The sequence below is a fragment of the Aquabacterium sp. OR-4 genome, from assembly GCF_025290835.2.
Taxonomy (GTDB): Bacteria; Pseudomonadota; Gammaproteobacteria; order Burkholderiales; family Burkholderiaceae_C; genus Pseudaquabacterium.
The window spans coordinates 1,115,982-1,140,798 of the sequence record NZ_JAOCQD020000001.1; the positions used below are offsets into that span (position 1 = coordinate 1,115,982).

A 24,817-nucleotide genomic window follows, 5' to 3' on the forward strand; every position below is an offset into this window, starting at 1 on the left:
GTGTTCTGGTTTACGGCTTCCGGGATAGTTGTTCGAAGTTTCTGACAATGTTCTTTTGGCTGGATGAACCAAACAGCACACTGTCCACACCTCTGGCCGTTTGCATAAACCTGACCGCTGCGTCGGCAGACAGGGCGCCGGACGCAAAGACTGACATCGCGATGTTGCAGCTGCGGCCGTTGGCGAAGGTCTGCACCACCTGCTCGGGTGACGGGTGCATGCGGAAGCCGCCGGCGTTGAAGTTCGTGCAGACCCACGGCTGCGACAGGCCGATCTCGTCGCACAGCAGCGTCTGGGCCAGCCCGTGGTTCATGGTGATGTAGCCGGGCGTGGCACCGAAGCGCCGCCGCACCTCGCGGTCGAAGCCTTCGATCAGCCGGTGCGCGCGCAGGCCCATGAGCAGGTCGAAGATCACGTTTTGCAGGAACACGCCCTTGACGGCAATGCCGCGACACATCAGCAGTTCGATCTCCAGCAGCAGTTCCATCACCGCCGAGAACCTGCCGATGGCCAGCTTGGCCACGCTGGCGGCCAGCCGGGACTTCGAGCATTCGCCCAGGTGGCGCGTGAACACCGCCTTCATGCCGCCTTCGGTCATGGTGTTCGCGTACTTGTGGGCATAGGGCAGGCAGGGGATGTACTGCATGTCCGGAAACAGCCGCGATCGCGCGATCTCTGCCAGCACCGGCTGCAGTCGCTCATGGGTGGTGAACATGAAATCGCGAATGCCTGCCTCGTAGGCCCAGCCGATCACCTCGAGGATGGCGTCGGTGTGGGCAAACCGGTCCGAGAGTTCCGCGGCCTTGGATGGGCTGGCGTGGTTGATGCCCAGGAACTGGTTGTCGCCCAGGATGATGCGGCCGAAGCTCATGCCAGTCCTCCCATCTTGGCCGCCTCATGGATCAGCAGGTCGGCTGCCAGTCCGTCTTCCAGCGTTGCAGCCAGATCCAGGTCCAGCGATGCCCTCAGCATCGACCTCCCCAGTGCACGTTCAAGGAACATCTCCAGTTGCAGGGTGAACTCCTCGCCGCGAAGGTAGAAGTTCACCGGGAAAGGCAGGGTCGGGCGGGTCAGTTCGTCCAGGCGGCTGTTGGACACGTCCGCCCCTGGGCGTGCGCGCACGCTGATCTCGGCCACGTTGGCATGAACGGACCCAAGTTCGAACTCTGCGTCGAAGTCGGTGTACGACTTGCGGCGACTGCTATCGCACCAGTCCAGCTCGAGGCTGCCACAGGCCCCGCTGGTGTGGTGCCATTCGATCTTTGCGCGGTCATCGGCCAGGGTGGAGTGCACCTTGGCGATGCTGGCGCGCTCGATCTTGTCCACGTCGCCAAACACAGCCCGGCACAGGTCGATCAGGTGCGGACCGTATTCGTTGAGGCATCCGCCACCCCGACGGTAGTCTGTGCGCCAGCTGCCGTTGTCGGGCTTGGTCACCACGTTGCCCAACATGCGCGCGCGGTAGGACCGTGGCGCACCCAGAACGCCTGAGCGCGCGATGGCGCGCAGGCGCACAAAGGGCTGCAGGAAGCGCAGCACCAGCCCCATCTGCGCGGGCACACCGGCCTGCTTCTGCAGATTGACCAGTTCACGGCTGCGTACCGGGTCCAGCGTCAGCGGCTTTTCCACAAAGCACGGGATCTTGCGACCCAGCAACGCACGGGCGATTGGATAGTGCGAGCCGGTCGGCGAGGCGATCACCGCGCCGCGCCATTGGGTGGCGGTCTGGAACGCCTGGTCCAGGCTGGCAAATGTGCGAATGCCCATCTGGCCGAACACGAAGCGCGTCAGGCGCGATGGATCCACCACGGCCACCTGGCCGGCGTCGAGCAGTCGGTTCAGGATGGCCAGGTGCGACAGGCCCATCTTGCCGCCACCCACCACGAGTATCCCGTTCACGGTTGAGGAGCCTTTCAGTTGATGCATTTGCGGGTCGGTGTTGGCACTCATCTGTGATCCGGCAACAGGGTCGCGCGCTCCGACATCTTGAGATGGCTTCGGATCACCCGCGCCGGCACGCCCACCGCCAGCGAGCCGGGTGGCAGGTCCTTGGTGACCACGCTGCCTGCGCCGACGATGCAGTCGTCACCAATGGTCACGCCCGGCAGCACCACCGCCGACACGCCGATGAAGCAGCGCGCGCCGATGCGCACGGGCTTGTGCAGGGGCAGTTCAGGATTGGACGGCTCGCGGTACACATGCTCATGGCACAGCAGCGTGGCGGAACTCGCCACCAGGCTGCCGTCACCGATGTAGATGGATGCCGGATACACCCGATCGAGATTGACGTTGCGTTCGATCGTCGCCAAGGGCGAAATGTTGCGGTAGCCCTTCAGCCGCAGCAGGTGGTAACGGACGCGCTGAACCCAGGGCCCGAGCGTCTCCAGCACGATGATGCGCAAGCCCTTGCCTGAGCTCATGAGGCGGTCTCCTCCACGATGATCTTCTCGTAGTCGGCGCGAACGGACGCCCAGCTGTACTCTGCCTGTGCAATGCGCTGCAGCGCCGCACCGCAGGCGTGCAGGGCGACATCGGTCACCGACATGGACAACTGCTCGAGCGCCTCGCTCGAGTCGAAGTACATGGCCTGCTCGCGGGTGGTGTAGTGGTGGAAATTGACGTCGAAAGCTGCGGTCGGCAGCCCGTCCCACATCGACTCCACCAGAACCGGGTTGGTGCCGCCGGCGCTGTGACCATGCACGTACAGGCGCACGCGCGAGCGCAGCGCCTTGACGCTGGCTGCCTCGTAGATCGGCCCGATCAGGTGCAGATTGGCGTGGGCGCCGAAGCGTGCCTTCACCTCGCGCCCATAGTCGTTGGCGTCCCAGTTCGAGACGAAGACCAGGGGCAGCCCGCTGCGACCATAGGCCTGGAGAATCATCTCCATGTTGTTGTCGACCTGGGCTCGTGCCATCGCGAAGTCATAGCGCTGCGGCAGCCGATGCTGGTCGAACACGCCCGGATCCGCGACGACGTCTTGATACTGATCACCGCCATAGGCGATCAGCACCGACTCGCGCCCATGCTCCGCGCGTACATAGTCGACCAGTCCCTGGTTGTCAGCAATGAAGACATGGGCGTGGCGTGCGGCGGCGGCCTCGTTGTACTTCAGCAGTGCACGGGCCAGCCGCCCCCATTTGGCCCGGGCCCATTCCAGGCCGGCCATGTTCACCAGATAGCGGTTGCGGGGGTACAGCCTGCACAGCAGCGGCAGCCAGAACGTGGCCGATGTACCCAGCACCAGCACCACGCCGCCCGCCCGGCTGGCTGACCACAGCGCCACCGAATCATGGACGATGGATTGCCAGCCGTTGGCGCGCCAGTTCACCGGCAGCAGCCGGGCGCCCTTGTAGGCACCCGACTGCTGCGCGGCCACGTCTGCCTCGCAGTACACCGCGATGCCCTGGCGCGAGAGCGCATCGGAGTCGAGCAGATGGTCGGCCAGGGTCTCGAAGCCGCCGTAGTTGCCGGGCACACCCACGATGCCCAGGATGTGCAGGGCCGGAGAGGGGGTTCCGTGCTTGGCGGCGATGGCGGTACGGTCCATCAGACCATCCCGTTGCGGAGCGCGGCTCGGTACACCGCCACGGTGTCCTCGCCACAGCGCTGCCAGGCGTGCCGCACGCTCACCTGGGCATACGCGGCCTCGGCCAATGTTTGCAACGGCCAGTCGCCCCGTGCAAGCTCCAGTAATCGGTCGGTCAGGTCACCGGCGTCACCGGCGCGGAATGTCAGGCCCGTCGACCCATGTGTTACCACCTCCACCATGCCATCGATGTCGCTGGTCAGCACTGGCAGGCGGTGGGACATGGCCAGCAGCACGACACCGCTCTGGTAAATGTGGTCATAGGGCAGGACGGCGAGATCTGCGGCCGCGAAGAAGCGCGGCAGCTCCTCGTTCGGGATGTAGCGGGCATGGTGCTGCACCACGTCGGGGCCGAGCAGTTGCTGCATGAGCGCCGCGAGCGCCGGGCCATCGGCGTCGGCCATGGAGCCTGCCACCAGCAGCTTCAGGCGGCCCGCGCCGCGCGTGCGCGCCTGGGCCACGGCGTGGATGAGCAGGTCGAGTCGCTTGACCTTCTTGCACTGTCCGAAAAAGAGCAGCACCAGATCGTCCGCATGCAGGCCCAGCGAGGCGCGAGCCGCCTGCTTGGCCGGCAGCGCCGCGAGCAGACCGACATAGTTGCCATGTGGCACGACATGGATGCGCGACGCGTCGACGCCGAGCTTGTGCTCCAGCGTGGCGCGTGCCGTTCGGCTGTGCGCGATCACGGCGGCACAGTGCCGGTACAGCCGCCGGAGGATCGAGACGTTCTCGCCAGCCCGGAACGAGCCGACGTCGTGGGCCGTGACCACCACCGACAGGCCAAGCAGACGCGCGAGCAGGACGTTGGCGTATTCCAGCGGCCCGACATGGAAGAAGTGGAAGTGAACCAGTTGGACGCCACGTCGCTTGCAGGTGGCAAAGGCCTGGAGTGACGCGGCGGCGAAACGCAGGGCGCGCCGCCATTTCGGATCGGGCCCGAACACGCCGCGGTAGACCTCCTGTGTCTCATGGCCAGGGCCGCTCGCAGGGTAGGTCGACGAGGTGAACAGCAGGGTCTTCGTCCCGGCCGCGGCCAGTGCAGCGCAAAGGGCGTGGTCATAGAAGTCCATGCCACCGTGGGAGCCGACGGGCTCCATGACCGCAACCGACAGTGGCGCGACGCCAGCCGTGCTGGGCGCGGCAGGGGGGGGTGTGGAAACGATTGGCGCGTCAGCCATGCCTGGTGCGGAGCAGCGCCCGTCCGAAGTGCAGCATTGAGATGTAGAACAGCGTCTGTTCGACGAAGAACACCAGCGACCCTGTGGTCACGGAGGTCAACAGCAGCGTTGCCAGGCATCCGCCCAAGCCCAACAGGAAAGGCCGGGCGCTGAAGCCGGCCGACTGTGCGCCCAGGGCGCGCAGGCCGCGCCAGGCCAGGACATACTGGTAGCTGAAGGCCAGCAGTCCAAATACGCCATAGACGAAGATCACGCCCAGGAAGCCCAGGTCACTGGGGTGCAGGTAGTCGAACAAGCCCTTGTAGCCATCGTTCCAGCGATTGCTGATGGTGCCGGTGCCGAACCACAGATGTTGTTCAACCCAGGGCGTCACGGTGGCCACCTGGAGAATGCGGGCATTGGCAGACCAGTCGTCGACGCTGTCGGCCCCTGACAGCGCTGCAAAGGCGTCGGTGTATTTGGCCGACAGCAGGTCCAGCCGGTCTGGCGCCAGCAGCAGCGTCAGGCCGAACCCCGCTGCGAACAAGCCCACGCCCGTCGCCACATTGCGCAGCATGGCCTGACCGCGCCGGCGCGACAGCGCGGCCAGCAGCAGGAAGCTCAGCAGCATGGCCACGTTGAGCACGCGCCCGGTATTGCCACCGAAGATATAGAGCAGGAAGGGCACGCATCGGGCATACCACTTGGCCCGGCCGAGCAGCAGCGCCTTGGCAAAGTAGTAGAAGGCACCAAAGATGACGAAGGTCATCGGCAGGTTGAACTGGTTGTAGACCCCGCCGCCGTCCGTGACCAGGTTGCCCAGGTCGCTGTAGTTGTTAGGGTCAAGCAGCAGCAGCACCGGGCTGCAGATGCCGAGGTTCAGCCAGGCCAGCCAGACGAAAGCCTGCTCCAGTTCAACCATGCGGATTGCGCCGCGATGCAGCAGGGCGGTAAGTACCAGGCCGAAGGGCGCCAGCAGCAAGGCACGCTGTGTCGCCAGGCCCAGCCAGGCCGGCTGGCCGAACACCAACACCGCCATCGTGGCACCCCAAAGCGGCGCGGCAAGGATGATGAGCCAGGTGTACCGCGGCAGTACCCCCAGAGGCACCGAGCTGACCGAGCGGCGCAGGTAAACAGCCGAGGCGAAGGTTGCCAGGGCCATCAGGTCCAAGGTCCACTCGAACCCGGGAACGTAGCGGCCGAACGAGAAGAACATCGGCAGGATCAGCATCAGCGCAGCCACACGACCCTTGCGTATGCGATCAGGGCTGGCCGCGCGCTGGCGGCCGACGGCGGGCCGCGCAGGCGAGATCCCGGGATGCATGGACGCTGTGCTCATGCCGGCTCCTGGCTGGCCACCCGGCGCTCGGTGAACCACTTCGGATCGGGTTGGCGACGACCGAGCAGCACCGTCAGGATCACCCAGGCGTTGGGCCTGGACCCGGGGGCGCGGAGGAACTTCAGCGCTCGCGCCAGCAGCGTGAGCCACACCAGTGGCCAGTAGCGTCGCGTGTGGCGGGCGGCAAAGAGCAGCTTGCTGCGGGTCTGGAAGAAATTGGCCAATCGGCTGCCGCTGCTGTTGCCCTTCTCGGAGCCGATGCTCGCGCCCACCTTGTGATAGACCAGCGACCGGGTGGCCACACCCAGGCGATACGGCGCTGGCAGGCGCACCGACAGGTCAATCTCCTCGTTGTAGAGGAAGTACTCTTCGCACAGCGGGCCCATCAGCCGCAGTGCGGCAGCGCGGATGAACATCGAGGCGCCGGACACATAGTTGATCCGGGCCTCGGCGTAGGCGTCGGTGATGCCTGGGTCGTAGACCGTGCCCATGCCCAGCGACCAGCCGCGTCCGGACCTCAGGGAGTACCAGGCACCGCCGTACGACTGCACGTGGCGATCGGCATCGGCATACAGCACCGTTGCACCGCAGATGCCGACCTGGGCTTCGGCCTGCACCTTGTCGAGCAGCCTGGACAAGGCATCCGCGGCAACCCAGGTGTCGTTGTTCAACAGCCAGTAGTGATCGGACACCCAGTGCGCATCCGCTGCAGCGATGCCGATGTTGTTGCCGGCGGCGAAACCGTAGTTGTCCAGGCCCTGCACCACCAGAACCTGCTCGACACTGCCTGGCGCGCCAGCGAACGCTGACAGCTGCCGAACGCGGCTGCTTTCCGGCGCAGGGATGTTGGCATGGCGGGGCCGCCACCCATGGTTCTGCAGGTGCTGCGTCAGGCGACTGACTGAACCATCGGAAGATGCGTTGTCCACGACCACCACACGCACCACGGCGCCCTCGGCACGCAGTGCCTGCAAGGACTGCAGGCAGGCGATGGAGTCGTCTCCACCATTCCAGTTCACGATCACCACGGTGACCCCGGTGCTGGTGGGCGCAGCGCTGCTCATGGACTCAGGCGATGAGATCACGGAGCGCGGTCTTCCAGGACGCGGAGAACCGGTGGTACCGGCCGGAGGCCAGCTCGACGGCGATGATCCGGGCGCGAATGAACAGTCCAGAGGCGTCTGCCCGACGGCGATTGCGAAGGTGCATGGCCTTGTCGATCAGCAGTTGCCGCGCCTCGTGGGTCTCGGCCTGGTCGCCGGCCAGCGCCGCCACCCGTCGGGCGATGGCTTCCAGTGCATCGGGGAGCAGCGGGTCGTAGCACCTGTCGCCGCGCATCGATCGCACAAAGGACTGCCATGCACTCGGTTGCGCCTCGCCGGCGCCGACGACCTGGGCCTGATGCTGGCGGTACTTCACCAGCAACTGCTCGAGCGCGATGCCCGGGCGACCGGCTGCACTCAGCACGAGTGCGCTCCACGTGTCGTGAGTGCACGAGGGTGAAGCCGAGTCGATCGGCAGTACCCAGGGCAGGCAGTCGGCCCGTATGGCCATCGACATGCCGTAGGTGAAGTTACCGCCGTTGAGCAAGGCCAGGGTCTGATTGCCGTTCTGGAACTCGTGTCGCCTGGCGGCATTGAAGCCGATTCTCTGCCACAGCGAGTCGGCCGCGGGCGGACCGGCGCCGTCAAAGACTTCCGCATCCGAGAATGCATACCCAGCCGACGGCTGGTCGCGAAACGCCTGAGTCAGGGTTGCAATGCGGTCGCGATGCCAGATGTCGTCCTGGTCGGACAGCACCACGATATCCCCCGTGCAGGCGCGCAACGCCCGTTCGAAGTTGTGGGTCACGCCGAGGTTCGACCGGTCGCCAATGACGCGCACTGTGAAGGGCGCCGTCGCTGCGAATCGCCCAAGGATCGCCTGCGTGGTGTCGCTGGAACCGTCGTCGGCAATCACCATCTCGTTGGGCAACTGCGACTGCTGAAGGATGCTGTCGAGCTGGGCCTGCAGGTGGCGCTCACCGTTGTAGGTGCACATGGCCACCGACACCGAAACCTGCACGGTCCCGGCGGCTGGCGCGGACGCGGTCACGCTCATGCGGCTCAGAGGGTGTGCCGCACGCCACGCAGGCGCGCGCCCAGCATCCTGCCGACGGCGCGCAGCGTGTCGAACCCGAACAGGGGCAGCAGTCGGCATGCCAGGTCACCGCGGCCCAGCCGGATAGCATGGTTCAGCAGGCCATACAGACCACTCGGGTCGAGGGGGCCAGTGAACTGCGATGTCAGGAAGCACTTGCGAATGCCGGGTTCGGTAATGGTGCGCGACATTTCGTACCACCAGCCCAACTGCGCGCGCAGCGTGTACGACTGCGTGCCGACGCTGGGTGTCACCAGCCGCTGCTGGGACACATAACACGGCTGTGCCAGTCGGATGGCCTTCAGGGCCAGCGCCACATGCGGGTAGTTGAAGTGGCAGGCGTCATAGCAAGCCGCCACATGCTCGCGCGCGAAGGCGGTCGCGTAGATCGTGCTGGGCAGGAAGCTGGTGTCGCGGAAGAAGTTGACCCGTGTTGCCATCAGCGCTTCAGGGTCAGCCAGCATGCCTGCACCATCGCGACCGGGGTCTGCATAGCCTCCCACCAGCAGCAGCCGGGCCTGGCCGGCACGCATTGCCGCCTCAACATCGCCAACCTGCTCGAAGATCAGGTCATCGTCGTCGCACAGGATCCAGGTGTAGGGCGTCTGCGACAACAGGAAGGGCTGCACCGCATTGGCGGCCGCACCGATGTTCGTCACGTTGCGGGCATGGGTGAGGCCGGGCAGCCGCGCCATCGCGTCGCGCACCACCTCGGCGGTGCCGTCGGTGGAGCAGTTGTCGAGTACCGTGATACGGCAGCGCGACCAGGGTGAGGAACCCAGACTTTGAAGTGTCTGCCGAAGCGGGCCTGCCCGGTTGTAGGTGATGACGAAGATCGACAGCACATCGGCGATGCTGGAAGCTGCCTGGGTCGCGTCAGCGGCATGCGCTGCGATGTGGTTGGATGATCGGGCACTCATGGTTGGATGGATGTTGGCCTGTCCCGTGAGGCGCCGGCAAGCAGAGCCGCGCCGCGGGGACTGTCGCGTTCGGTCATCGGTTCCGGGATCGGATGAAACGTACCGCAGGTGCCCGAGCCTGGCTGGACGTGCCCGCATCGCCTGATGCGGGCTGCCGCTGATCCCATGGGAGCCCAAGAGCGCAGCCCATCATTGTACGAGGCCCACTGGCCGCTCATGGGCTGGCTGTGGCCGCGGCGCGATACGCCCGCCGCCTGTTGACGAAGATGACCGAACCCCAGGCCAGACCGCAGGACAGCGAGCAGACCAGGTAGCCCGCCATGATGCCGGTGGCCCCGTACGACCCTGCCAGCAGCAAGGTGCTGGCGGCGATGCTGGCGCCACTGGCGAGGCTGACGACCAGGAAGGGCTCTTCTTTGTGCGCGCGCAGGTAGGCGGCCTGCGCAATCATGATGTAGTTCGAGACGGTAGCCAGCACCAGCAGCGCGAAGGGCCCACTGGCGAGCAGCCGGCCGCCCAGCGTCATTCCATGGGTCTGCAGCACATGGACCAGCCCGACGACGGCAACACCGCCGGCGCACAACAGACCCAGCGTTGCCAGGGTGGTGCGCCGCCAGAGCTTGTCCAGTTGTGCATAGTCGCGCTGGGCGATCAATTGCCCGAAGCGTGGCACCTTGGTGTTGAGCCATGCCAGGGGCAGCCCCATCAGTGCGTTGGCGATGGCCAGGCTCAGGCCCATCCTGCCGGCCTCTACCGGCCCCTGCGCCGAGAACAGCACTGGAACGAAGAGCTGGAAGATGAAGTAGCCGCTGATCCAGCTGAGCGCGATCCGCCATTGAAAGGGCCAGATCTCGTGGCGCCACGAGATGCCACGGATCGCCGACGTTGCGTGGTGGCGCATCTGACGGAAGAAGGGACCGTGCACCACCAGCAGCATGGCCACGGCCGACAGCGCCATGGCGCTGTTCCACGCGGGAAGCGCCAGCAGGCCGCCGCCGCCCAGCAGGGTGAACCATGCCACGATGCTGCCCAGCACGCCCTGGATCAGGCGGAGTCTGGCCACCTGGGCGACACACTGGCATCCCTCCAGCAGCGACATCACGGGCTGGGTGACGAGGTTCAGCGCTGCGGCGGCGATCAGCCAGAACCAGGCGGCCTCCCATTGCACGGTTGCGGACTTCGCCGAACTCGTGATGAACCACCAGCCCGTGGGGCCCAGCACGGCGACGATCACCAGCGTGAGCAGCCCGTACCAGCGCAGCACCAGCTTGAACAGCGAGCTCAGGCGCGCAAGTTCGCCGGGGTCGCCGCCCAGTCGTCCGTCCGCCAGCCAGTGCAGGCGGGCCATGGCGTGGCTGGCGAACTGCGTCACCACTACGCCCAGGCCCAGCTCGAACAGGATCTGGGCGCCCACGATGGCGGAGAAGGTGTAGTAGTAGCCCTGCTCTTCGGCAGACAGGAAACGGACGACCAGCGCAAGCGTGACGAAGCTGGCGAGCAGGCTCCAGACACGGGCAGCGAGCGCGTAGACCACGGCCCGGTCAAGACCGGCTGCGACCGACAACAATCGGCTCATGCGCTCCATCGTTCGGGAAAGAGAACTCCACGGCCCGCGACCGTTGGATTTGCTGCGGCCGGCCGCCGAAGCGGCCGGATGACTAGCGCCAGAAGCTCGACAAGGTCCGGCCCAGTCCGCCGAGTTCGTTGAGCATCGCCTGGCTGCCGACGGTTCCGCAAACCACGGGGTCCAGCGCATCCGCACGCAGCCGCGGCAGCAGGTCTGGCCGAACGCACAGCGCCTCCTGGAGCCAGGAGCCGAAGCCGCCGTCCCGCAGATGATCTTCCATGCTCAGCACATGGGCGAAGCGCTCGACCTGCTCGGCCTGTCCTGACTTGCAACCCATTCCCCACAGCGGCAGCGAGTGGACGGCCAGCGCCGGATCAGCGGCCTGGCGCCAGTGCTGCATGGCCAGCGCCAGCGTGGCGCCGGTGCATAACACGGTGCGGCTGGCCTGCGGCTGCGCCTGCGGCGGCGATACCGCGAGCCAGCGGCCCGGACTCACCGTGGGCACACTGTCGTGAAAGGAGGGCTCACCCGCCTTGCCCAGGCGCAGGTACGAGGGTTGCGGGTGCTCGACCAGATAGCGCATGCAGGCGCGCACCTCCATCGGGTCACCCGGGGCCGCCATGAGCAGGTTCGGGAAGCTGCGGAACAGCGCGTAGTCCTGCACGGCGTGATGCGAATAGCCCAGCGCACCGTAGGCGAGACCGCCGCCGACGGCCACCACGGTCACTGGTAGCTGGTGATAGGCCACGTCGTTGCGGATCTGCTCGGCGCAGCGGAAGCTGGGGAAATTCGCGATCGAATAGGTGAAGACGTGATAGCCCTCGGAGGCCATGCCGGCCGCCAGACCGGTCATGTTCTGCTCGGCCACGCCGGCGTTGATGAAGCGGTCGGGGAACCGGTCGGCGAAGGGCTCGACCACCGAATAGCCCAGGTCGCCCACCACCAGCGCGATCTGCGGATGCACGGCGGCCAGTGCCACCAGTTCGTCGATGAAGGCGTTTCTCATGCGGCAGGGCCTCCCGCAGCCACTTCGCTCAGTGCCTGGGCCAGTTGGGTGTCGTTCGGGCTGCGGTAGTGCCACTCCACCGAGCCTTCCATGAAACTCACGCCCTTGCCCTTGGTGGTGTGGGCCAGCAGCATCGATGGCTTGCCTGGCTGCCTGGGCACGGCGGCGAGCGCGCGTCGCAGGGCGTCATGGTCATGACCGTCCACTTCGTCCACATGCCAGCCGAAACTGCGGAACTTGTCGGCCAGTGGTTCCAGGGCCAGCGTCTTGGCCACGCTGGTCAGGCTCTGAAGCTTGTTGTAGTCGACGATGGCCACCAGGTTGTCCAGGCCGTGATGGCTGGCGAACAGGCATGCCTCCCAGTTGCTTCCCTCCCCCCACTCGCCGTCGCTCAGCAGCACGAAGCAGCGCCAGTCTTGCCCGCGGCGCTTGGCGGCAAGGGCCTTGCCGACCCCGAAGGGCAGGCCATGGCCCAGCGAGCCGGTTGAAAACTCCACGCCAGGCACCTTGTGGCTGATGTGGTTCATCAGCATCGAGTGGTCCTGGCCGTACTGATCGAGCGCGTCTTCGGTGATGAAGCCGCGGGCGGCCAGCGCCGCGTAGACCGCCACGCAGGCGTGGCCCTTGCTGAGGATGAAGCGATCACGCGCAGGCCAGGCAGGCTCGGACGGGCGCACGCGCAGCACATCGCCGTAGAGCACGGCAACGATGTCGCTGATGGACAGCGCACTGCCGATGTGGGACGCCTTGGCGCGATGAACCATCTTCAGCGCGCGTGCGCGGATGCCGCGGGCCAGGGCGACGGAGCTCATGGGGTCTCCTGCTGAAGCTGGTCAATGAGTTCCCGGTGCGCCTCGCCATGCAGGAACGCATAGTTGGTCTCGACCGTCTCGTCGGTCACCTCGTGCATCCGGCGGGTGCCGGTGTCACCGATGCCGAAGCACACGTAGCCCAGGTCGACGAAGAACTGCAGCATGTCGTTGGGGTGGTAGCCGAAGGGTTTGGACCACTTGCGCAGCAGTTCGGCGACGACCACTGGCCGGCTGGCGGCCAGTGTTGCCCGGCCGCCGCGGAACACCAGTAGCTCGGCACCTTCTACATCGCACTTGATGAAGTCCGGGCGTACACCGGTGTTGGCGACCCACTGGTCGAGCGTGAGCGCCAGTCCGGTCACCTCACGCGCATCTGCCGCGTTGGCCACGTTCTTCAGCGATGCGTTCGTGCCACTGCTCGGTGCGATGTAGAACTTGAACGCGCCGCTGTCTTCGGACAGGCCGTAGTTGTAGGTCGAGACGCGTGCGCCCAGGCCGTTCTCGGCCACGTTGCGCTGCAGGTAGCGGTAGGTCGTCGGCAGGGGTTCGAACGCGTGGATGCGCGTTTCGGGCAAGCGACTGGCCATGCGCACGGAGTACCAGCCGATGTTGGCACCGACGTCCAGGATCTGCCGGGCCTGGGCGCACAGCAGGTCCATCACCCGGGTCTCGGCCGGTTCGTAGCGACCGAAGTTCAGCACCTCGAGGGGTGCAACGCGCGCTTCGCCAGGCGGGGCATGAAGCCGGATGCCTTCTTCGCCCATCACGAAGGACACGCCTTCGTCGTTGATACGGATTTCGCGCACGTCCGTCTGTTTCAGCGCGTCTGTGTAGGCGAACAGCGTGGTGTGGTGTTCGAACGCTGCGCGGATGAATTCCGGCTTGCCGATCTCCCCGGCGGTGAAGCGCTGCTTGAGGGCCTGAAAGCTCATGGCTGAAGGGTCTCGATCATGCGTTGAAAGCCGGCTGCCGGTGACACTTCGGCTCGCCACCCCAGCGATGTCAGCCGGCTCACGTCCGGCACGAGGCGGTTGTAGGCGCTGGGGATGTAGGGCCGGTCACCGGCAAGGTAGCGGCGCTCGACCTGGAGCTTCTTCTGCGGGAACAGACCCACCAGCAACTCGGCCAGATCGGCGACCGACAGTTCACCGGCCGGGTTGGCCACGTTGTAGGGCGTTGCCGGCGTGCCCTTGAGCAGCACGGTGAAGAAGCCCGCCACGGCATCGCTGGCGTAACAGAAGGCGCGCCGGGCAGTGCCGTCGCTGTTCATGGCGATGTTCTCGTTGCGCGCGACGTTGTAGGCGAAGTCGGCGAACACCCGGCCGTCGTCGGCCTGCAGTCCCGGCCCGTAGGTGTGGAAGGGGCGGACGATGAACGTGGGCAGCTGGTGCTGCTGGTGCCAGGCGACGCACATGGTTTCGCCCATGCGTTTGCTCTCCGCGTAGCAGGCGCGGACCGTGGCAGGATCCACCGTACCGTAGCCCGATTCGGGCAGTGCCGTCTCGCTTGATACGGCGCCGTAGACCTCGCTGCTGCTGACGAACAGCAAGCCGCGCGGTTCGCTTGACTGCCTGAGTGTCGACAGCAAGGCCGCCGTGCCCACGGTGTTGGGCAGCAGGGTGCCCACCGGGTCGCTGCCATAGAACCTCGGGCTGGCCTGGCTGGCGGCGTGCAGTACGAACTGGACGTCGCCAAGGTCTGGCACCGCGATGCTGTTGAGATCCCATGTCAGCAGGCGCAGTTCAGGGTGCGCGTCGAGCAGCGTGCCCAGCGATCGGCGTGCGCGCTCCGCGTCCCGCACCAGCGCAGTGACACGAACCGGCTGCTCAGTCTTGCCGCGGATATGCAGCGCCAGCAGCGCCCGGACCAGGTACCCCCCCAGGAACCCGCCGGCACCGGTGACGACCACATGGGAACCTGACAGGGTCTGCCATGGCAGGTCACGGGCGAGGACGGCGTCGATGTCGCCGCTGATGATCCGGGCAGAAGGAGATGGCATGTTGTCGCTCAGAAACTCACGCCGAGAAACTCTTCGAGCCGGTCGGCGATGTAGTCCAGGTGTACTGGCGTGAGCGCGGGGAAGGTGCCCAGCCAGAACGTCTGGTTCATGACAATGTCGGTATTCGTCAGCTCGCCGCTGACCCGGAAGTTACGGCCGATCATGTAGGGCTGCCGCGTGAGGTTGCCCGCAAAGAGCAGCCGCGTGCCGATGCGGTGCTGGTCGAGGTAGTTCAGCAGGTCGACACGGCGGACACCCGACTCCGGCTTCAGCACCACGGGGAAGCCGAACCATGACGGGTTGGACTTCGGCGTGGCTTCCGGCAGGTGGAGGAACTCGGCGCACGTCTGCAGCCGTGTCTTCAGGTAGTCGAAGTTGGCACGGCGCGTGGCGATGAACTCGTCCACCCGCTCAAGCTGGGCCAGGCCGCAGGCGGCCTGCATGTCGGTGATCTTCAGGTTGTAGCCGAGGTGACTGTAGGTGTACTTGTGGTCGTAGCCCTCGGGTAGCTGGCCCAGCTTCCAGCAGAAGCGCTTGTTGCAGGTGTTGTCCTTGCCCGGTGGGCAGTAGCAGTCGCGGCCCCAGTCGCGGAACGATTCAGCGATGAGCTTGAGTTCGGGGTTGTTGGTGAACACCGCACCACCTTCACCCATGGTGATGTGGTGTGCCGGATAGAAGCTGAGTGTTCCGATGTCGCCGAACGTGCCCACCAGCCGGCCGTCGTAGGTGGCTCCCAGCGCGTCGCAGCAGTCTTCCACCAGCCACAGGCCATGCCGGCGGCAGATGTCCGTCACCACGTCCAGGTTGAACGGGTTGCCCAGGCTGTGCGCCAGCATGATGGCCTTGGTTTTGGGGCCGATGGCCGCCTCGATCTTGCTGGCATCGATGTTGTGGGTGGCCAGATCAACGTCGACGAAGACCGGAACGGCGCCAAACTGAAGGATGGGATTCACCGTGGTCGGGAATCCGGCGGCCACGCCGATGACCTCGTCACCCGGACGGATGGCGCGCTCGCCCAGACGTGGCGACGTCAGGGTAGAGAACGCCACGAGGTTGGCCGACGACCCCGAGTTCACGGTGATGAGATGGCGGACGCCGAGAAACCGGGCCAGCTGTTCCTCGAAGGCGGCGTTGAAGCGGCCAGTGGTCAGCCAGCCGTCCAGCGAGGCATCCACCATCAGCTGCAGTTCGCGCGTGCCAATCACCTTGCCCGACACCGGGACGGGCGATTCGCCGGGCACGAAGGGCTTCGGAGCGTGGGCGACCTCGGCGTACTGCCTTACCAGTTCGGCGATCTGCAGGCGCAGTGTGTCGGGAGTCGGGGCGTTCATGAGGGATTCGTGTTGGTGTAGAGCTCGATCTGGCGCAGGCACGTCGACCGGGGATTGTCGCCGGCAAGCCATTGGCGGTGCCACGCCACGATGTGCTGCAGCGCCGTGGCCAGTGGCCAGCGAGGCGCCCAGCCCAGACGTGCACCGGCCTTGGAGATGTCAAGCTTTAGGTAGTGCGCTTCATGCGGGTGCGCGCCGGCGTCGATCGTCCAACGGCGCTGGCCGTCCCAGAGTGCAGCGAGCTGCTCGACGATCCACTGCACCGGGCGAGCATCGTCGTCGCGCGGCCCGAAGTTCCAGGCCTCGGCATGTTGTGGCCCGCCGTTAACCAGGCCTTGTGCCAGCATCAGGTAGCCCGACAGCGGCTCCAGCACATGCTGCCAGGGGCGCGTGGCTGACGGATTGCGCAGCACCACAGGATCGTCACGTTCGAAGGCCCGCAGTATGTCGGGCACCAGCCTGTCTGACGCCCAGTCGCCGCCGCCAATGACATTGCCGGCCCGCGCCGAGGCGAGCGCAATGCCGGCGTCGGACATGAACGACCGCCGGTACGCCGATGTCACCAGTTCCGAACATCCCTTGCTGTTGCTGTAGGGATCGTGCCCACCCATCGGCTCGTCTTCGCGGTAGCCCCACACCCACTCGCGGTTCTCGTAGCACTTGTCGGTGGTCACGTTGACGATGGCGCGAACGCTGCCGACGCGCCGGGCTGCCTCCAGCACATGCACCGTGCCCATGACGTTGGTGGCATAGGTGGTGACCGGATCGCGGTACGAGAGCCGCACCAGTGGCTGAGCCGCCAGATGCATCACCACTTCCGGGCGGAAATGCTGCATGCACGCACAGACAACATCGAAGTCACGAATGTCGCCGATCGTGCTGGACATGCCCTGCGACACCGAGGCTGCTTTAAAGAGACTGGGATCGCTTGGGGGCGCCAGCGCCAGGCCCTGGACTTCGCTGCCCATAGACTGCAGCCAGAGACTGAGCCAGCTGCCCTTGAAGCCGGTGTGCCCGGTGAGCAGCACCCTGCGTCCGCGCCAGAAGGACGGATCCACTTGCGATCGTGTCGTCGCCATGCTCAGTCCCAGCTTTTCCATGGGGCCTTGCCTGAAGCCCACAGTTCCTCGAGCAGCATCTTGTCGCGCAGGGTGTCCATCGGTTGCCAGAACCCATGGTGCTCGTAGGCCATGAGTTCGCCTTGGTCAGACAGCGTGATCAGTGGCTCCTGCTCCCACACTGTCTGGTCGTCATGCAGCAGCCCCAGCACTTTGGGCGAGAGCACGAAAAAGCCACCATTGATCATGGCGCCGTCGCCCTTGGGTTTCTCCTTGAAGCTGCGCACCTGCCCGCCGCTCAGGTCCAGTGCACCGAAGCGCCCGGGTGGCAGGGTTGCCGTCAGGGTTGCGGCCCTGCCATGGCTGCGGTGGAAGGCGATGGTCGCGGAGATGTCCACATCGCTCACACCGTCGCCATAGGTGAAGCAGAAGGCCTCATCCTGGGCGACATAGTCGGCCACGCGCCGCAGACGGCCGCCGGTCATCGATGTGTCTCCCGTGTCGACCAGCGTCACCGTCCAGGGCTCGGCGCGGCGCTGGTGGACTTCCATGCGATTGCTGCGCATGTCGAAGGTGATGTCGGACATGTGCAGGAAGTAGTTCGCGAAGTACTCCTTGATGACATAGCCCTTGTAGCCGCAGCAGATGATGAAGTCGTTCACCCCATGCTGGGAGTACATCTTCAGGATGTGCCAGAGGATGGGCCGGCCGCCGATTTCGACCATCGGCTTGGGCCGGACCGAAGTTTCCTCGCTGAGGCGGGTGCCGAGGCCACCGGCCAAGATGACGGCTTTCATGGGTGGATTTCCTTTCCGGTCAAGCGGGCGCTGAGCAGACGAAGGCGTCGGCATGGAATGATGTCGGCGCCAATCCGGCGTCCAGCAATCGCTGCCTGGCATCGCGGATCATCACCTCGGATCCGCAGGCGTACACCTGCAGGCGCGACAGGTCGGGGCCGCGCGACAGGAGCACATCCTGGACATGCCCTCGGGCGCCGGACCAGCCTGCCGCGGCCCGGGACAAGACAGGCACCGGGGTGAACGACGCTCCGAGGGTCGACAGATCCCAGTACAGATCCTCGGCCACCCGCGCACCCCAATACACGGTGACACTGCGCGGCCGGCCGGTCTGGCGTTCGCCCGAGAGGCTTTCGAGCATGGCCTTGACGGGGGCCAGTCCGGTGCCCGTTGCCAGGAAACAGAGATCCTGGTCGTCAATGTCGCGCAGCACGAAGCTCCCGCTCGGTCCGTGCAAGCGCAGGAGATCGTTGGTCCTGGCCTGCCCGAACCAGTAGGCACTCATGGCACCGCCGGGGACGCTGCGAATATGCAGTTCGATCAATCGGTCAGGCGCTGGCGCATTGGCGATCGAGTAGCTTCTGCGCACGCCGCCGGGGCCGACGACATCGACATACTGACCCGGCAGGTAGACGAAATCGCAGCTCGGGGGAAGTCGCAGACGCACACGCGCCACATCTTCGGCAAGCTTCTCGATGGACTGGATGCGGCTTGGCCAAGTACCGGCCTTGGGCAGTTGCAATGCCCCCAGGTCACTCGCCTCCAGTTGGAGATCCGATCCGGCCGTACGCGCGCAGGTGAGTATCCAGCCCAGCGCCGAGTCGTCGGCCGACAGTGCGGTTTCGGCCTGCAAGGGCCGGGTATTGCCAGACAGCACCCGGCTGCGACAGCTGTTGCAGCGGCCAGTGCGGCAACTGTGCTCAAGGGAGACGCCAGCCTTGGTCGCCGCATCTAGGATCGATTCGCCATCAGCGATGTCGAACTTCTTGCCGGAGGTCAGGGTGATGGTGTGCACGAGACGGAAGCAAGCGGAGTGCTGGCGATCAAAACCTTGGGTCGGCAGTCTGGGCTGCCTTTGCGCCGGGAACCTGGGAGCAACCAACGCCTGCTCAGGCGTTTACATTGGATTCGACGCGCCTCGCGGCGCACCGCGGTACTAAGCAGCACCTACCTTTAAGTCGGAACGGCGCGGCCCGGCGTAGATGTTTCCACAACGAACTGCCGACGCAGGAACAGCACCCAGGCCAGCAGCAAAATCAACGTTGCGGCACCTGCACTTGCTGCGGTGTATGTGCGTTTGGGCTTGCTCTTGCGCTCAGGCGGCGTGGCCGGATCGACCACCTGGATCAAGGCACCCTCACGGCTCTCGTCCGTGCGTGCCACCTCGAACTGGCGTGCGTAGAGTTCGAACAGCGCTTCCTGGTATTTGAACTCGCGGTAGTGGCCGATGTAGTCAGAACCATTGGCCGACTCTGTCGCTTGCGCTGCACGGCTCAACTGCTCACGGATGGCCGCCAAGGCGGCCGCCTGCTGCTGAACTTCCGGCGTGTTGTCGGACAACGTGCTACGGAGTGTCTTCAGTCGAACCTCGGCGCTTGTTGCTTCCGCCTTGAGCTTGGCGTACGACTCTGCCGCGGACTTCGGTTCGGTCTTCAATGCGTCGGGATTGAAACCGGTGGCCTGAAGGGTCTTCTGCGCCTGCGTCAGTCGTTCGCGGCTCTCACGCAACTTGCCTTCAAAGAAGGCCCGGCGCTGTTGCGCTTCGGTGACGGCAATGGTCGCCGTCATGCGCCGCAGTTCATCCACATACCGGTTGGCGATGTCCGCCGCGCGCTGTGGGCTGCTGTCGTCGACTTCCACCGTGATCAGGCCGTCCTTCTTGCCCGAGGACATGCGCACACCCTGAAGCAGGGTCTTGCGCGCATCGACCTGGTACTTGGCGTCGTATGCCTTTCTCAGTTCAAACTGATCGATGATGCGGTCGGATACCGTCACGCTTTGCATGAGCGCGATGTACTGCTCGGCCGATGATTTGATGCCGGCTGCACCCGCGGCGATGCCGCCCAAGGCACCAAGCGACGACAGCGCGGCGGATGCCATGGTTTGCGACTGCTGAGGCGGCAGAAACGTCGTTGTTGCGGTGTAGGTCGGGGGTATGAGGAGCGTCGCACCAAGTGTCAGTCCGCCAACCACGATGGGCGCAACCGCCAACAGGAGCCATTGGGGGCGCAACTGGCGGCCGACGTCCAGCAGCACTTGACCCAGGGTGCGGTCAGGCGATTCCATGTCCTCGGAATCTGAAGTAGGGTCTGGCATGGCAGATCGAGTCACCGTGAAAGCACGCAAGCGGATCGAAAAGGTCTAGACGGCAGCATTCTCAGGGGCGCGTGGCGCGCCAGCCCGCAAACCATCATTGGATGGCGCTCTTGATACCCGCCAAGCCGATACCGAACTGGTACAGGATCTGCGTCCAGTCCTTGGCCGATTGGACAAAGGTCGTCTTGTCCATCTCTTCCGGTACGAAGATGGTATCCCCGGGTTCGGCAGGGAGACTGCCGATCGATTGGCCGCCAAACCAGGAACTGGCAGCGCTGCTTTGGCGGCTGCTGACGACTTGGCCGTTGGCACGAACGACGAAGATGCTCTTCTCGTCGGCGCCTTTGGTCGGACCGCCAGCCAAACGCAGATACTCGTCCAGCGTCCGCGCATCGCGGTACAGATAGCTGCCCGCATTGAACACGCTGCCGAAGACGCCGATAGTGGTGGGAATCGGCGGGACGGTCAGGCGATCACCATCTTCCAGCGACAGCATTGGCAGTTGTTTGGCATCTCGCGGCAACTGCAGCACGATGCGCCCCGACGGCTGGAGCGCGCGAAGGCGCTCAAGCAACCTGTTGGAAGAGGTGAACTGAGCCTGCGAAAGCGTGGCCTGATCGCCGGCCGACAGGCGCTGCGACGCCGACGAGCGTGCCAAGTCCGTTTCCAGGTCGCGCAGTGCGCGCTCGTAGTTCTGCTGTTGGGTTGTGCGCGCACTCTCGCGCGTGAACTGGGCGCCATAAAGGAACGCCGACGGTGACAGTCCGCCCGCCATGCTGATGGCGTCCTCGATGGTGCTGTTCGGCGGCAGCAAATATTCGCCAGGTCGGGCCACCTCACCTTCGACCCGCACCCGCTTGTTCTGTCGCTGCGTAGAGAGAATGGGCTCGGAAGCGTTGAATGCTCGCACGATGTCGCCCTGGGCCAGTAGCGATAGCGCATCGGCGGGCAGGCGCAACTCCACCACGCGCTGATCGAGCCGGTCCTTCATTCGCTCGACGGTCACGCGAGAGGATTCGGCTACCGCCGACAGCCCTCCGGCCATGGCCAATGCGTCTGCCACGGTTTCGCCTTGACGCAGTTCGGCCACGACCGGCCTGTTCACGCTGCCAACGACGCCCACTTGAATTCCCACGGGCATGACATGGACGACGTCACTTGGCTGCACCAAGGCGTCCCCGGAGCGATCGCCTCGAAGCAGCAGCGAATAGAGGTCGAGCTTTGTGACCAGCTGCCCGCCCCGACGAAGTTCTACCGCACGAAAACTTCCTGCTGCCGACGGCCCGCCAGCGCGCGTGAGCACGTTGACCACGGTCGACAAGGCGCTGACCGTGTAGGTGCCCGGATTGGCCACGAAGCCAGTGACAAGCACCCGGATGCCGCGCAGCTGCCCGAGCGACACGCTCAACTGGAAGCCCTTGAAGACGCGAGCTACACGCTGCTCAACCGCCGACTGCAGATCAGCGTTGCGCAAGCCGGCAACCTGCACGGCGCCAACCCGCGGGATCGAGATTTTTCCCTGCCTGTCGACCGTGAGCCGCAGATCGGCATCCACGGTTCCCCACATGGTCACCAATACTTCGTCACCTGTCGCAATCACATAGTCCGCCGGCACCAGAGCACTAGGGTCAGCAGCCGAGCCCTCAAGCTTGAGTTCGGCGCCAAGGCGGCGAACCTCGGTGTCACCGGAGCGTGCGCGAACATAACGTTCGAACTCACCGGCGACGTAGGGTTGAGGCTTCTGCGGCGCCAACTCGGTGGCTTGCGGTTGCGCTAACGCTGGGTTGCTGCCACGCAGGCGTACTGGCCCGGTGCTCTCGGAGGCTGAACGCGAGTCAACAATGTTGTCCACATCCATCGTTTGCGCCGCCGCCCCGGCGCCAACAAGCGCGGCCATGCCGACCGCGATCGATGAGCAGACGAACTTGCACAGAACAGCGGAAGGATGCATGGGCGATGTTGGTGCTGAGAGGCGGTGTTTGAGTTGCCTCTCCTGGGTTGATTGCCAGCCACTTGGCTGGCAAAAGGGAAACGCGAATTCTACCCGGCAGGCAGGTTGCACCGAGGCGGCACCCCGAGTGGTGCGCGTAGCAAGAAACTATACTGACGATGGTGAACGCTCTACTGCTCGCTCTCGCCTGTTCGCTCCTCGCCACCATGGTTGTAGTAAGGGTAGGTCGTCGGCAGGGCAATCGGCTGCTGGATCACGACATGACAGGGCCGCAAAAGTTCCATGCGGCGCCTGTGCCTAGAGTGGGCGGCATAGGCATCTTCCTCGGCGTTCTGTTGGTGTCGGTGGGGCTGTGGCTTACAACCGATCAGCCGCTGGCATTGGCGCTCACTCTGTGTGCTTTGCCGGCCTTCGGCTCGGGTCTGACTGAAGATCTCACCAAGACGCAAAGTCCCCGCCGCAGGCTGTTCTTCACTGCCATGTCTGCGGTCCTGGCTGCCGGCTTTGTGGATGCACTTATCTTGCGCACTGGCTTGCCAGGGCTCGACTGGGTGGTTTCGTCCGTCGTTGGCGCATCGCTCGTGACGGTGTTCGTGGTTGCTGGTGTGTCCAACTCGATCAACATCATTGACGGCATGAACGGTCTGGCGTCAATGTGTGTGGTGCTGATTCTCGTCAGCATCGCTTACGTCGCGTTCCAAGTGGGCGACTACACGATCATGACGCTCGCGCTGGCTGGCATCGGCGCGGTGCTGGGTTTCTTCGTTTGGAACTTCCCGCTCGGCCTTATCTTCCTTGGCGATGGTGGCGCCTATTTCCTGGGCTTCTTTGTCGCCGAACTCGCGATCCTGTTGCTGCATCGCAACCCTGACGTTTCGCCGATGTTTCCGCTGCTGGTGTGCATCTACCCGGTGTTCGAAACGGTGTTCTCGATCTATCGCCGAAAAGTGTTGCGGGGTCAACCGGTCGGCATGCCAGACGGCATCCATCTGCATTCGCTGGTCTATCGGCGGCTGATGCGATGGGCCGTTGGCCGCGAACTCAAGCGATCTAAGGTACGGCGCAACTCCATGACCTCCCCGTATCTGTGGTTCCTTTGCATGTTCGCGGTGGTGCCCGCCATGCTGTGGTGGGATCGCACGGCCGTCCTAGCCTCGTTCATTGGCTTGTTTGTCGCGTTGTACTCGTACTTGTATTGGCGCATTGTCCGTTTCCGGTCTCCGCGCTGGCTGATCACGCGGCACTGACGCGCCGCTCCCCAGGCTGCGAATGGCGCTGGTAGGCGCTGGCTCGCCCTGCTGTGGTCAGAAGAGCTCAGAGTTCGCCAACTCCGGCGCCGCCGCATCCTTGTCCGCCAACAGCGGCTGCAAGCCCGCCGGCCACTCGATCCCGATCGCCGGATCGTCAAAGCGGATCGCCCGCTCGCAATCCTTGGCGTAGAAATCGGTCGTCTTGTACAGAAAGCGCGTGTCATCCACCAGCGACACGAAGCCGTGCGCGAAGCCTTCGGGGATCCACAGCTGGCGCTTGTTGTCGGCGGTGAGTTCCACGCCCACCCATTGGCCGAAGGTGGGTGAGCCCTTGCGGATGTCCACCGCCACGTCGAAGGCCGCACCGGCCACCACGCGCACCAGCTTGCCTTGCGGGTGCGGCGGCAGTTGGTAGTGCAGGCCGCGCAGCACGCCGGCCTTGGAGTGGCTTTCGTTGTCCTGCACGAACGGGCGGGGCTTGGGCAGGCCCAGGGCGGCCAGGCCGTCGTGGAATTTGCGCTCGCTGTAGCTCTCGAAGAACCAGCCGCGGTCGTCACCGAAGACGGCGGGTTCGACGATCACCACGTCGGGAATGCGGGTCGGGATCAGTTTCATCGGATGGCTCGGATGCAGGGGGTGGATTCGGATCTGCCTGGCGGCTCGGCGATCAGGGCAGTTGCAGCGCTTCGCGCAGCATGCGCTCGACGCCGGCGCGCCAGTCGGGTGGCGTGAGGCCGAAGGCTTCGCGCAGTTTTCGGGTGCTCAGACGCGAGTTCAGCGGCCGCGTGGCGGGCGTCGGGTAGGCGCTGGTCGGGATGGCGTTCACGGCCTCGGGCGTGCACTTGAGGGTCACGCCGCGCTCGCGCGCCCAGGCGATCACATGGCGGGCATAGCCGCACCAGCTGACCTCGCCCGCGGCCACGGCGTGATAGGTGCCGGCCAGCTCGGGGCTGGCGATCGCGCCGCGCAGCATGTGCGCGGCCAGGTCGGCCAGCAGATCGGCGCCGGTGGGGGCGCCGATCTGGTCATCGATGACGTTCAGGCTGTCGCGTTCGCCGGCCAGTCGCAGCATGGTGCGGGCGAAATTGCCGCCGCGCGCCGCGTGTACCCAGCTCGTGCGCAGGATCAGGTGGCGGCAGCCGCTGGCGCGGATGGCTTGCTCGCCGGCCAGCTTGGTGTGGCCGTACACGCTGAGCGGTGCCGTGGCCGCGGTTTCGTCGCGGGCCTGGCTGCCGCTGCCGTCAAACACGTAGTCGGTGCTGTAGTGCAGCAGCCAGCCGCCCAGTTCGGCCATCACGGCGGCCGCCGCACCGGGTGCTTCGGCGTTGATGGTCTGGGCCAGCGCGGCTTCGCTCTCGGCCTTGTCGACGGCCGTGTAGGCCGCCGCATTGACCACGACGTCAGGCCGCAGGGCGCGCAAGCGGTTGGCCAGGGCGCCGGGCTGGGCCAGGTCGCCGCCCTCGGCGCGCGGCAGGGCGATCACATCGCCCAACGGCGCCAGTGCGCGGCGCAGCTCCCAGCCCACCTGGCCATCGGGTCCGAGCAAGACGAATTTCATGGGCAGGCGGGTCGGCTAAGGGTTTGTCGGG

Annotated in this window: 23 protein-coding genes; 1 reads left to right on the forward strand and 22 read right to left on the reverse strand. The window is 65.4% G+C overall.

Features of this window, described 5'->3' with window-relative positions; translation table 11 throughout:
* Positions 1 to 10 precede the first annotated feature (10 nt).
* The 20 genes from N4G63_RS04725 to N4G63_RS04820 form a co-directional block, all read right to left on the reverse strand.
* The gene (locus tag N4G63_RS04725) at positions 11 to 871 is read right to left on the reverse strand and encodes a hypothetical protein (protein ID WP_314599399.1); all 861 of its coding nucleotides are present in this window, start codon (positions 869 to 871) and stop codon (positions 11 to 13) included.
* A complete protein-coding gene (locus tag N4G63_RS04730; protein WP_314599400.1) occupies positions 868 to 1,950 on the reverse strand; it encodes a Gfo/Idh/MocA family protein in 1,083 nt (360 codons plus the stop codon). The genes N4G63_RS04725 and N4G63_RS04730 overlap by 4 nt, the downstream gene beginning before the upstream one ends.
* Positions 1,947 to 2,420, reverse strand: coding sequence for an acyltransferase (locus tag N4G63_RS04735; protein WP_314599401.1), 474 nt, complete (start codon positions 2,418 to 2,420; stop codon positions 1,947 to 1,949). The genes N4G63_RS04730 and N4G63_RS04735 overlap by 4 nt, the downstream gene beginning before the upstream one ends.
* Positions 2,417 to 3,547, reverse strand: a complete 1,131-nt coding sequence (locus N4G63_RS04740; protein WP_260790408.1) for a DUF1972 domain-containing protein — start codon at positions 3,545 to 3,547, stop codon at positions 2,417 to 2,419. The genes N4G63_RS04735 and N4G63_RS04740 overlap by 4 nt, the downstream gene beginning before the upstream one ends.
* Positions 3,547 to 4,656, reverse strand: a complete 1,110-nt coding sequence (locus N4G63_RS04745) for a glycosyltransferase family 4 protein (RefSeq protein ID WP_260790409.1) — start codon at positions 4,654 to 4,656, stop codon at positions 3,547 to 3,549. The genes N4G63_RS04740 and N4G63_RS04745 overlap by 1 nt, the downstream gene beginning before the upstream one ends.
* Positions 4,657 to 4,756: 100 nt before the next feature.
* Entirely contained in the window at positions 4,757 to 6,082 is a 1,326-nt protein-coding gene (locus N4G63_RS04750; RefSeq protein WP_314599402.1) for a hypothetical protein, read from the reverse strand.
* Positions 6,079 to 7,146 (reverse strand): glycosyltransferase family protein, encoded by a 1,068-nt coding sequence (locus N4G63_RS04755; RefSeq protein WP_260790412.1) that lies wholly within the window; start codon positions 7,144 to 7,146, stop codon positions 6,079 to 6,081. Before N4G63_RS04755 ends, N4G63_RS04750 begins: the two co-directional genes overlap by 4 nt.
* Positions 7,147 to 7,150: 4 nt before the next feature.
* Positions 7,151 to 8,182: a glycosyltransferase gene (locus tag N4G63_RS04760; RefSeq protein WP_314599403.1), complete on the reverse strand. Its 1,032-nt coding sequence runs from the start codon at positions 8,180 to 8,182 to the stop codon at positions 7,151 to 7,153.
* Between the two features lie 5 nt (positions 8,183 to 8,187).
* Positions 8,188 to 9,141 carry a glycosyltransferase family 2 protein gene (locus tag N4G63_RS04765; RefSeq protein ID WP_260790414.1) on the reverse strand — a complete coding sequence of 318 codons (954 nt, stop codon included), beginning with the start codon at positions 9,139 to 9,141 and terminating at the stop codon, positions 8,188 to 8,190.
* Positions 9,142 to 9,355: 214 nt separating this feature from the next.
* Complete coding sequence (locus N4G63_RS04770; RefSeq protein WP_260790415.1) at positions 9,356 to 10,717, reverse strand: lipopolysaccharide biosynthesis protein; 1,362 nt, start codon at positions 10,715 to 10,717, stop codon at positions 9,356 to 9,358.
* Positions 10,718 to 10,799: 82 nt separating this feature from the next.
* Positions 10,800 to 11,714, reverse strand: coding sequence for a transketolase family protein (locus N4G63_RS04775; RefSeq protein ID WP_260790416.1), 915 nt, complete (start codon positions 11,712 to 11,714; stop codon positions 10,800 to 10,802).
* Complete coding sequence (locus N4G63_RS04780) at positions 11,711 to 12,526, reverse strand: transketolase (protein ID WP_260790417.1); 816 nt, start codon at positions 12,524 to 12,526, stop codon at positions 11,711 to 11,713. The genes N4G63_RS04775 and N4G63_RS04780 overlap by 4 nt, the downstream gene beginning before the upstream one ends.
* Complete coding sequence (locus tag N4G63_RS04785; protein WP_260790418.1) at positions 12,523 to 13,458, reverse strand: FkbM family methyltransferase; 936 nt, start codon at positions 13,456 to 13,458, stop codon at positions 12,523 to 12,525. The genes N4G63_RS04780 and N4G63_RS04785 overlap by 4 nt, the downstream gene beginning before the upstream one ends.
* Positions 13,455 to 14,525, reverse strand: coding sequence for an NAD-dependent epimerase/dehydratase family protein (locus N4G63_RS04790; RefSeq protein WP_314599404.1), 1,071 nt, complete (start codon positions 14,523 to 14,525; stop codon positions 13,455 to 13,457). Before N4G63_RS04790 ends, N4G63_RS04785 begins: the two co-directional genes overlap by 4 nt.
* A gap of 8 nt (positions 14,526 to 14,533) precedes the next feature.
* Positions 14,534 to 15,856 carry a lipopolysaccharide biosynthesis protein RfbH gene (rfbH, locus tag N4G63_RS04795; protein WP_260790420.1) on the reverse strand — a complete coding sequence of 441 codons (1,323 nt, stop codon included), beginning with the start codon at positions 15,854 to 15,856 and terminating at the stop codon, positions 14,534 to 14,536.
* Positions 15,853 to 16,935, reverse strand: a complete 1,083-nt coding sequence (gene rfbG / locus N4G63_RS04800) for a CDP-glucose 4,6-dehydratase (protein ID WP_443112038.1) — start codon at positions 16,933 to 16,935, stop codon at positions 15,853 to 15,855. Before rfbG ends, rfbH begins: the two co-directional genes overlap by 4 nt.
* A 2-nt stretch (positions 16,936 to 16,937) precedes the next feature.
* Positions 16,938 to 17,711 carry a glucose-1-phosphate cytidylyltransferase gene (gene rfbF / locus N4G63_RS04805; RefSeq protein ID WP_260790422.1) on the reverse strand — a complete coding sequence of 258 codons (774 nt, stop codon included), beginning with the start codon at positions 17,709 to 17,711 and terminating at the stop codon, positions 16,938 to 16,940.
* 19 nt (positions 17,712 to 17,730) lie between these two features.
* Positions 17,731 to 18,726: an FAD-binding oxidoreductase gene (locus N4G63_RS04810; RefSeq protein ID WP_314599405.1), complete on the reverse strand. Its 996-nt coding sequence runs from the start codon at positions 18,724 to 18,726 to the stop codon at positions 17,731 to 17,733.
* A 158-nt stretch (positions 18,727 to 18,884) separates the two neighbouring features.
* On the reverse strand, positions 18,885 to 19,997 hold the full coding sequence (locus tag N4G63_RS04815) for a Wzz/FepE/Etk N-terminal domain-containing protein (protein ID WP_260790424.1): 1,113 nt from the start codon (positions 19,995 to 19,997) through the stop codon (positions 18,885 to 18,887).
* 124 nt (positions 19,998 to 20,121) lie between these two features.
* Positions 20,122 to 21,978 (reverse strand): SLBB domain-containing protein, encoded by a 1,857-nt coding sequence (locus N4G63_RS04820; RefSeq protein WP_260790425.1) that lies wholly within the window; start codon positions 21,976 to 21,978, stop codon positions 20,122 to 20,124.
* 161 nt (positions 21,979 to 22,139) lie between these two features.
* On the opposite strand from N4G63_RS04820, the gene N4G63_RS04825 reads away from it, so the two are divergent.
* Entirely contained in the window at positions 22,140 to 23,225 is a 1,086-nt protein-coding gene (locus N4G63_RS04825) for an MraY family glycosyltransferase (RefSeq protein WP_443112003.1), read from the forward strand.
* Between the two features lie 57 nt (positions 23,226 to 23,282).
* Here the strand turns inward: N4G63_RS04825 and rfbC are convergent, their stop codons facing one another.
* Complete coding sequence (rfbC, locus tag N4G63_RS04830) at positions 23,283 to 23,843, reverse strand: dTDP-4-dehydrorhamnose 3,5-epimerase (RefSeq protein WP_260790427.1); 561 nt, start codon at positions 23,841 to 23,843, stop codon at positions 23,283 to 23,285.
* Between the two features lie 52 nt (positions 23,844 to 23,895).
* Positions 23,896 to 24,786 (reverse strand): dTDP-4-dehydrorhamnose reductase, encoded by an 891-nt coding sequence (rfbD, locus tag N4G63_RS04835; protein WP_314599407.1) that lies wholly within the window; start codon positions 24,784 to 24,786, stop codon positions 23,896 to 23,898.
* Positions 24,787 to 24,817: the final 31 nt, after the last annotated feature.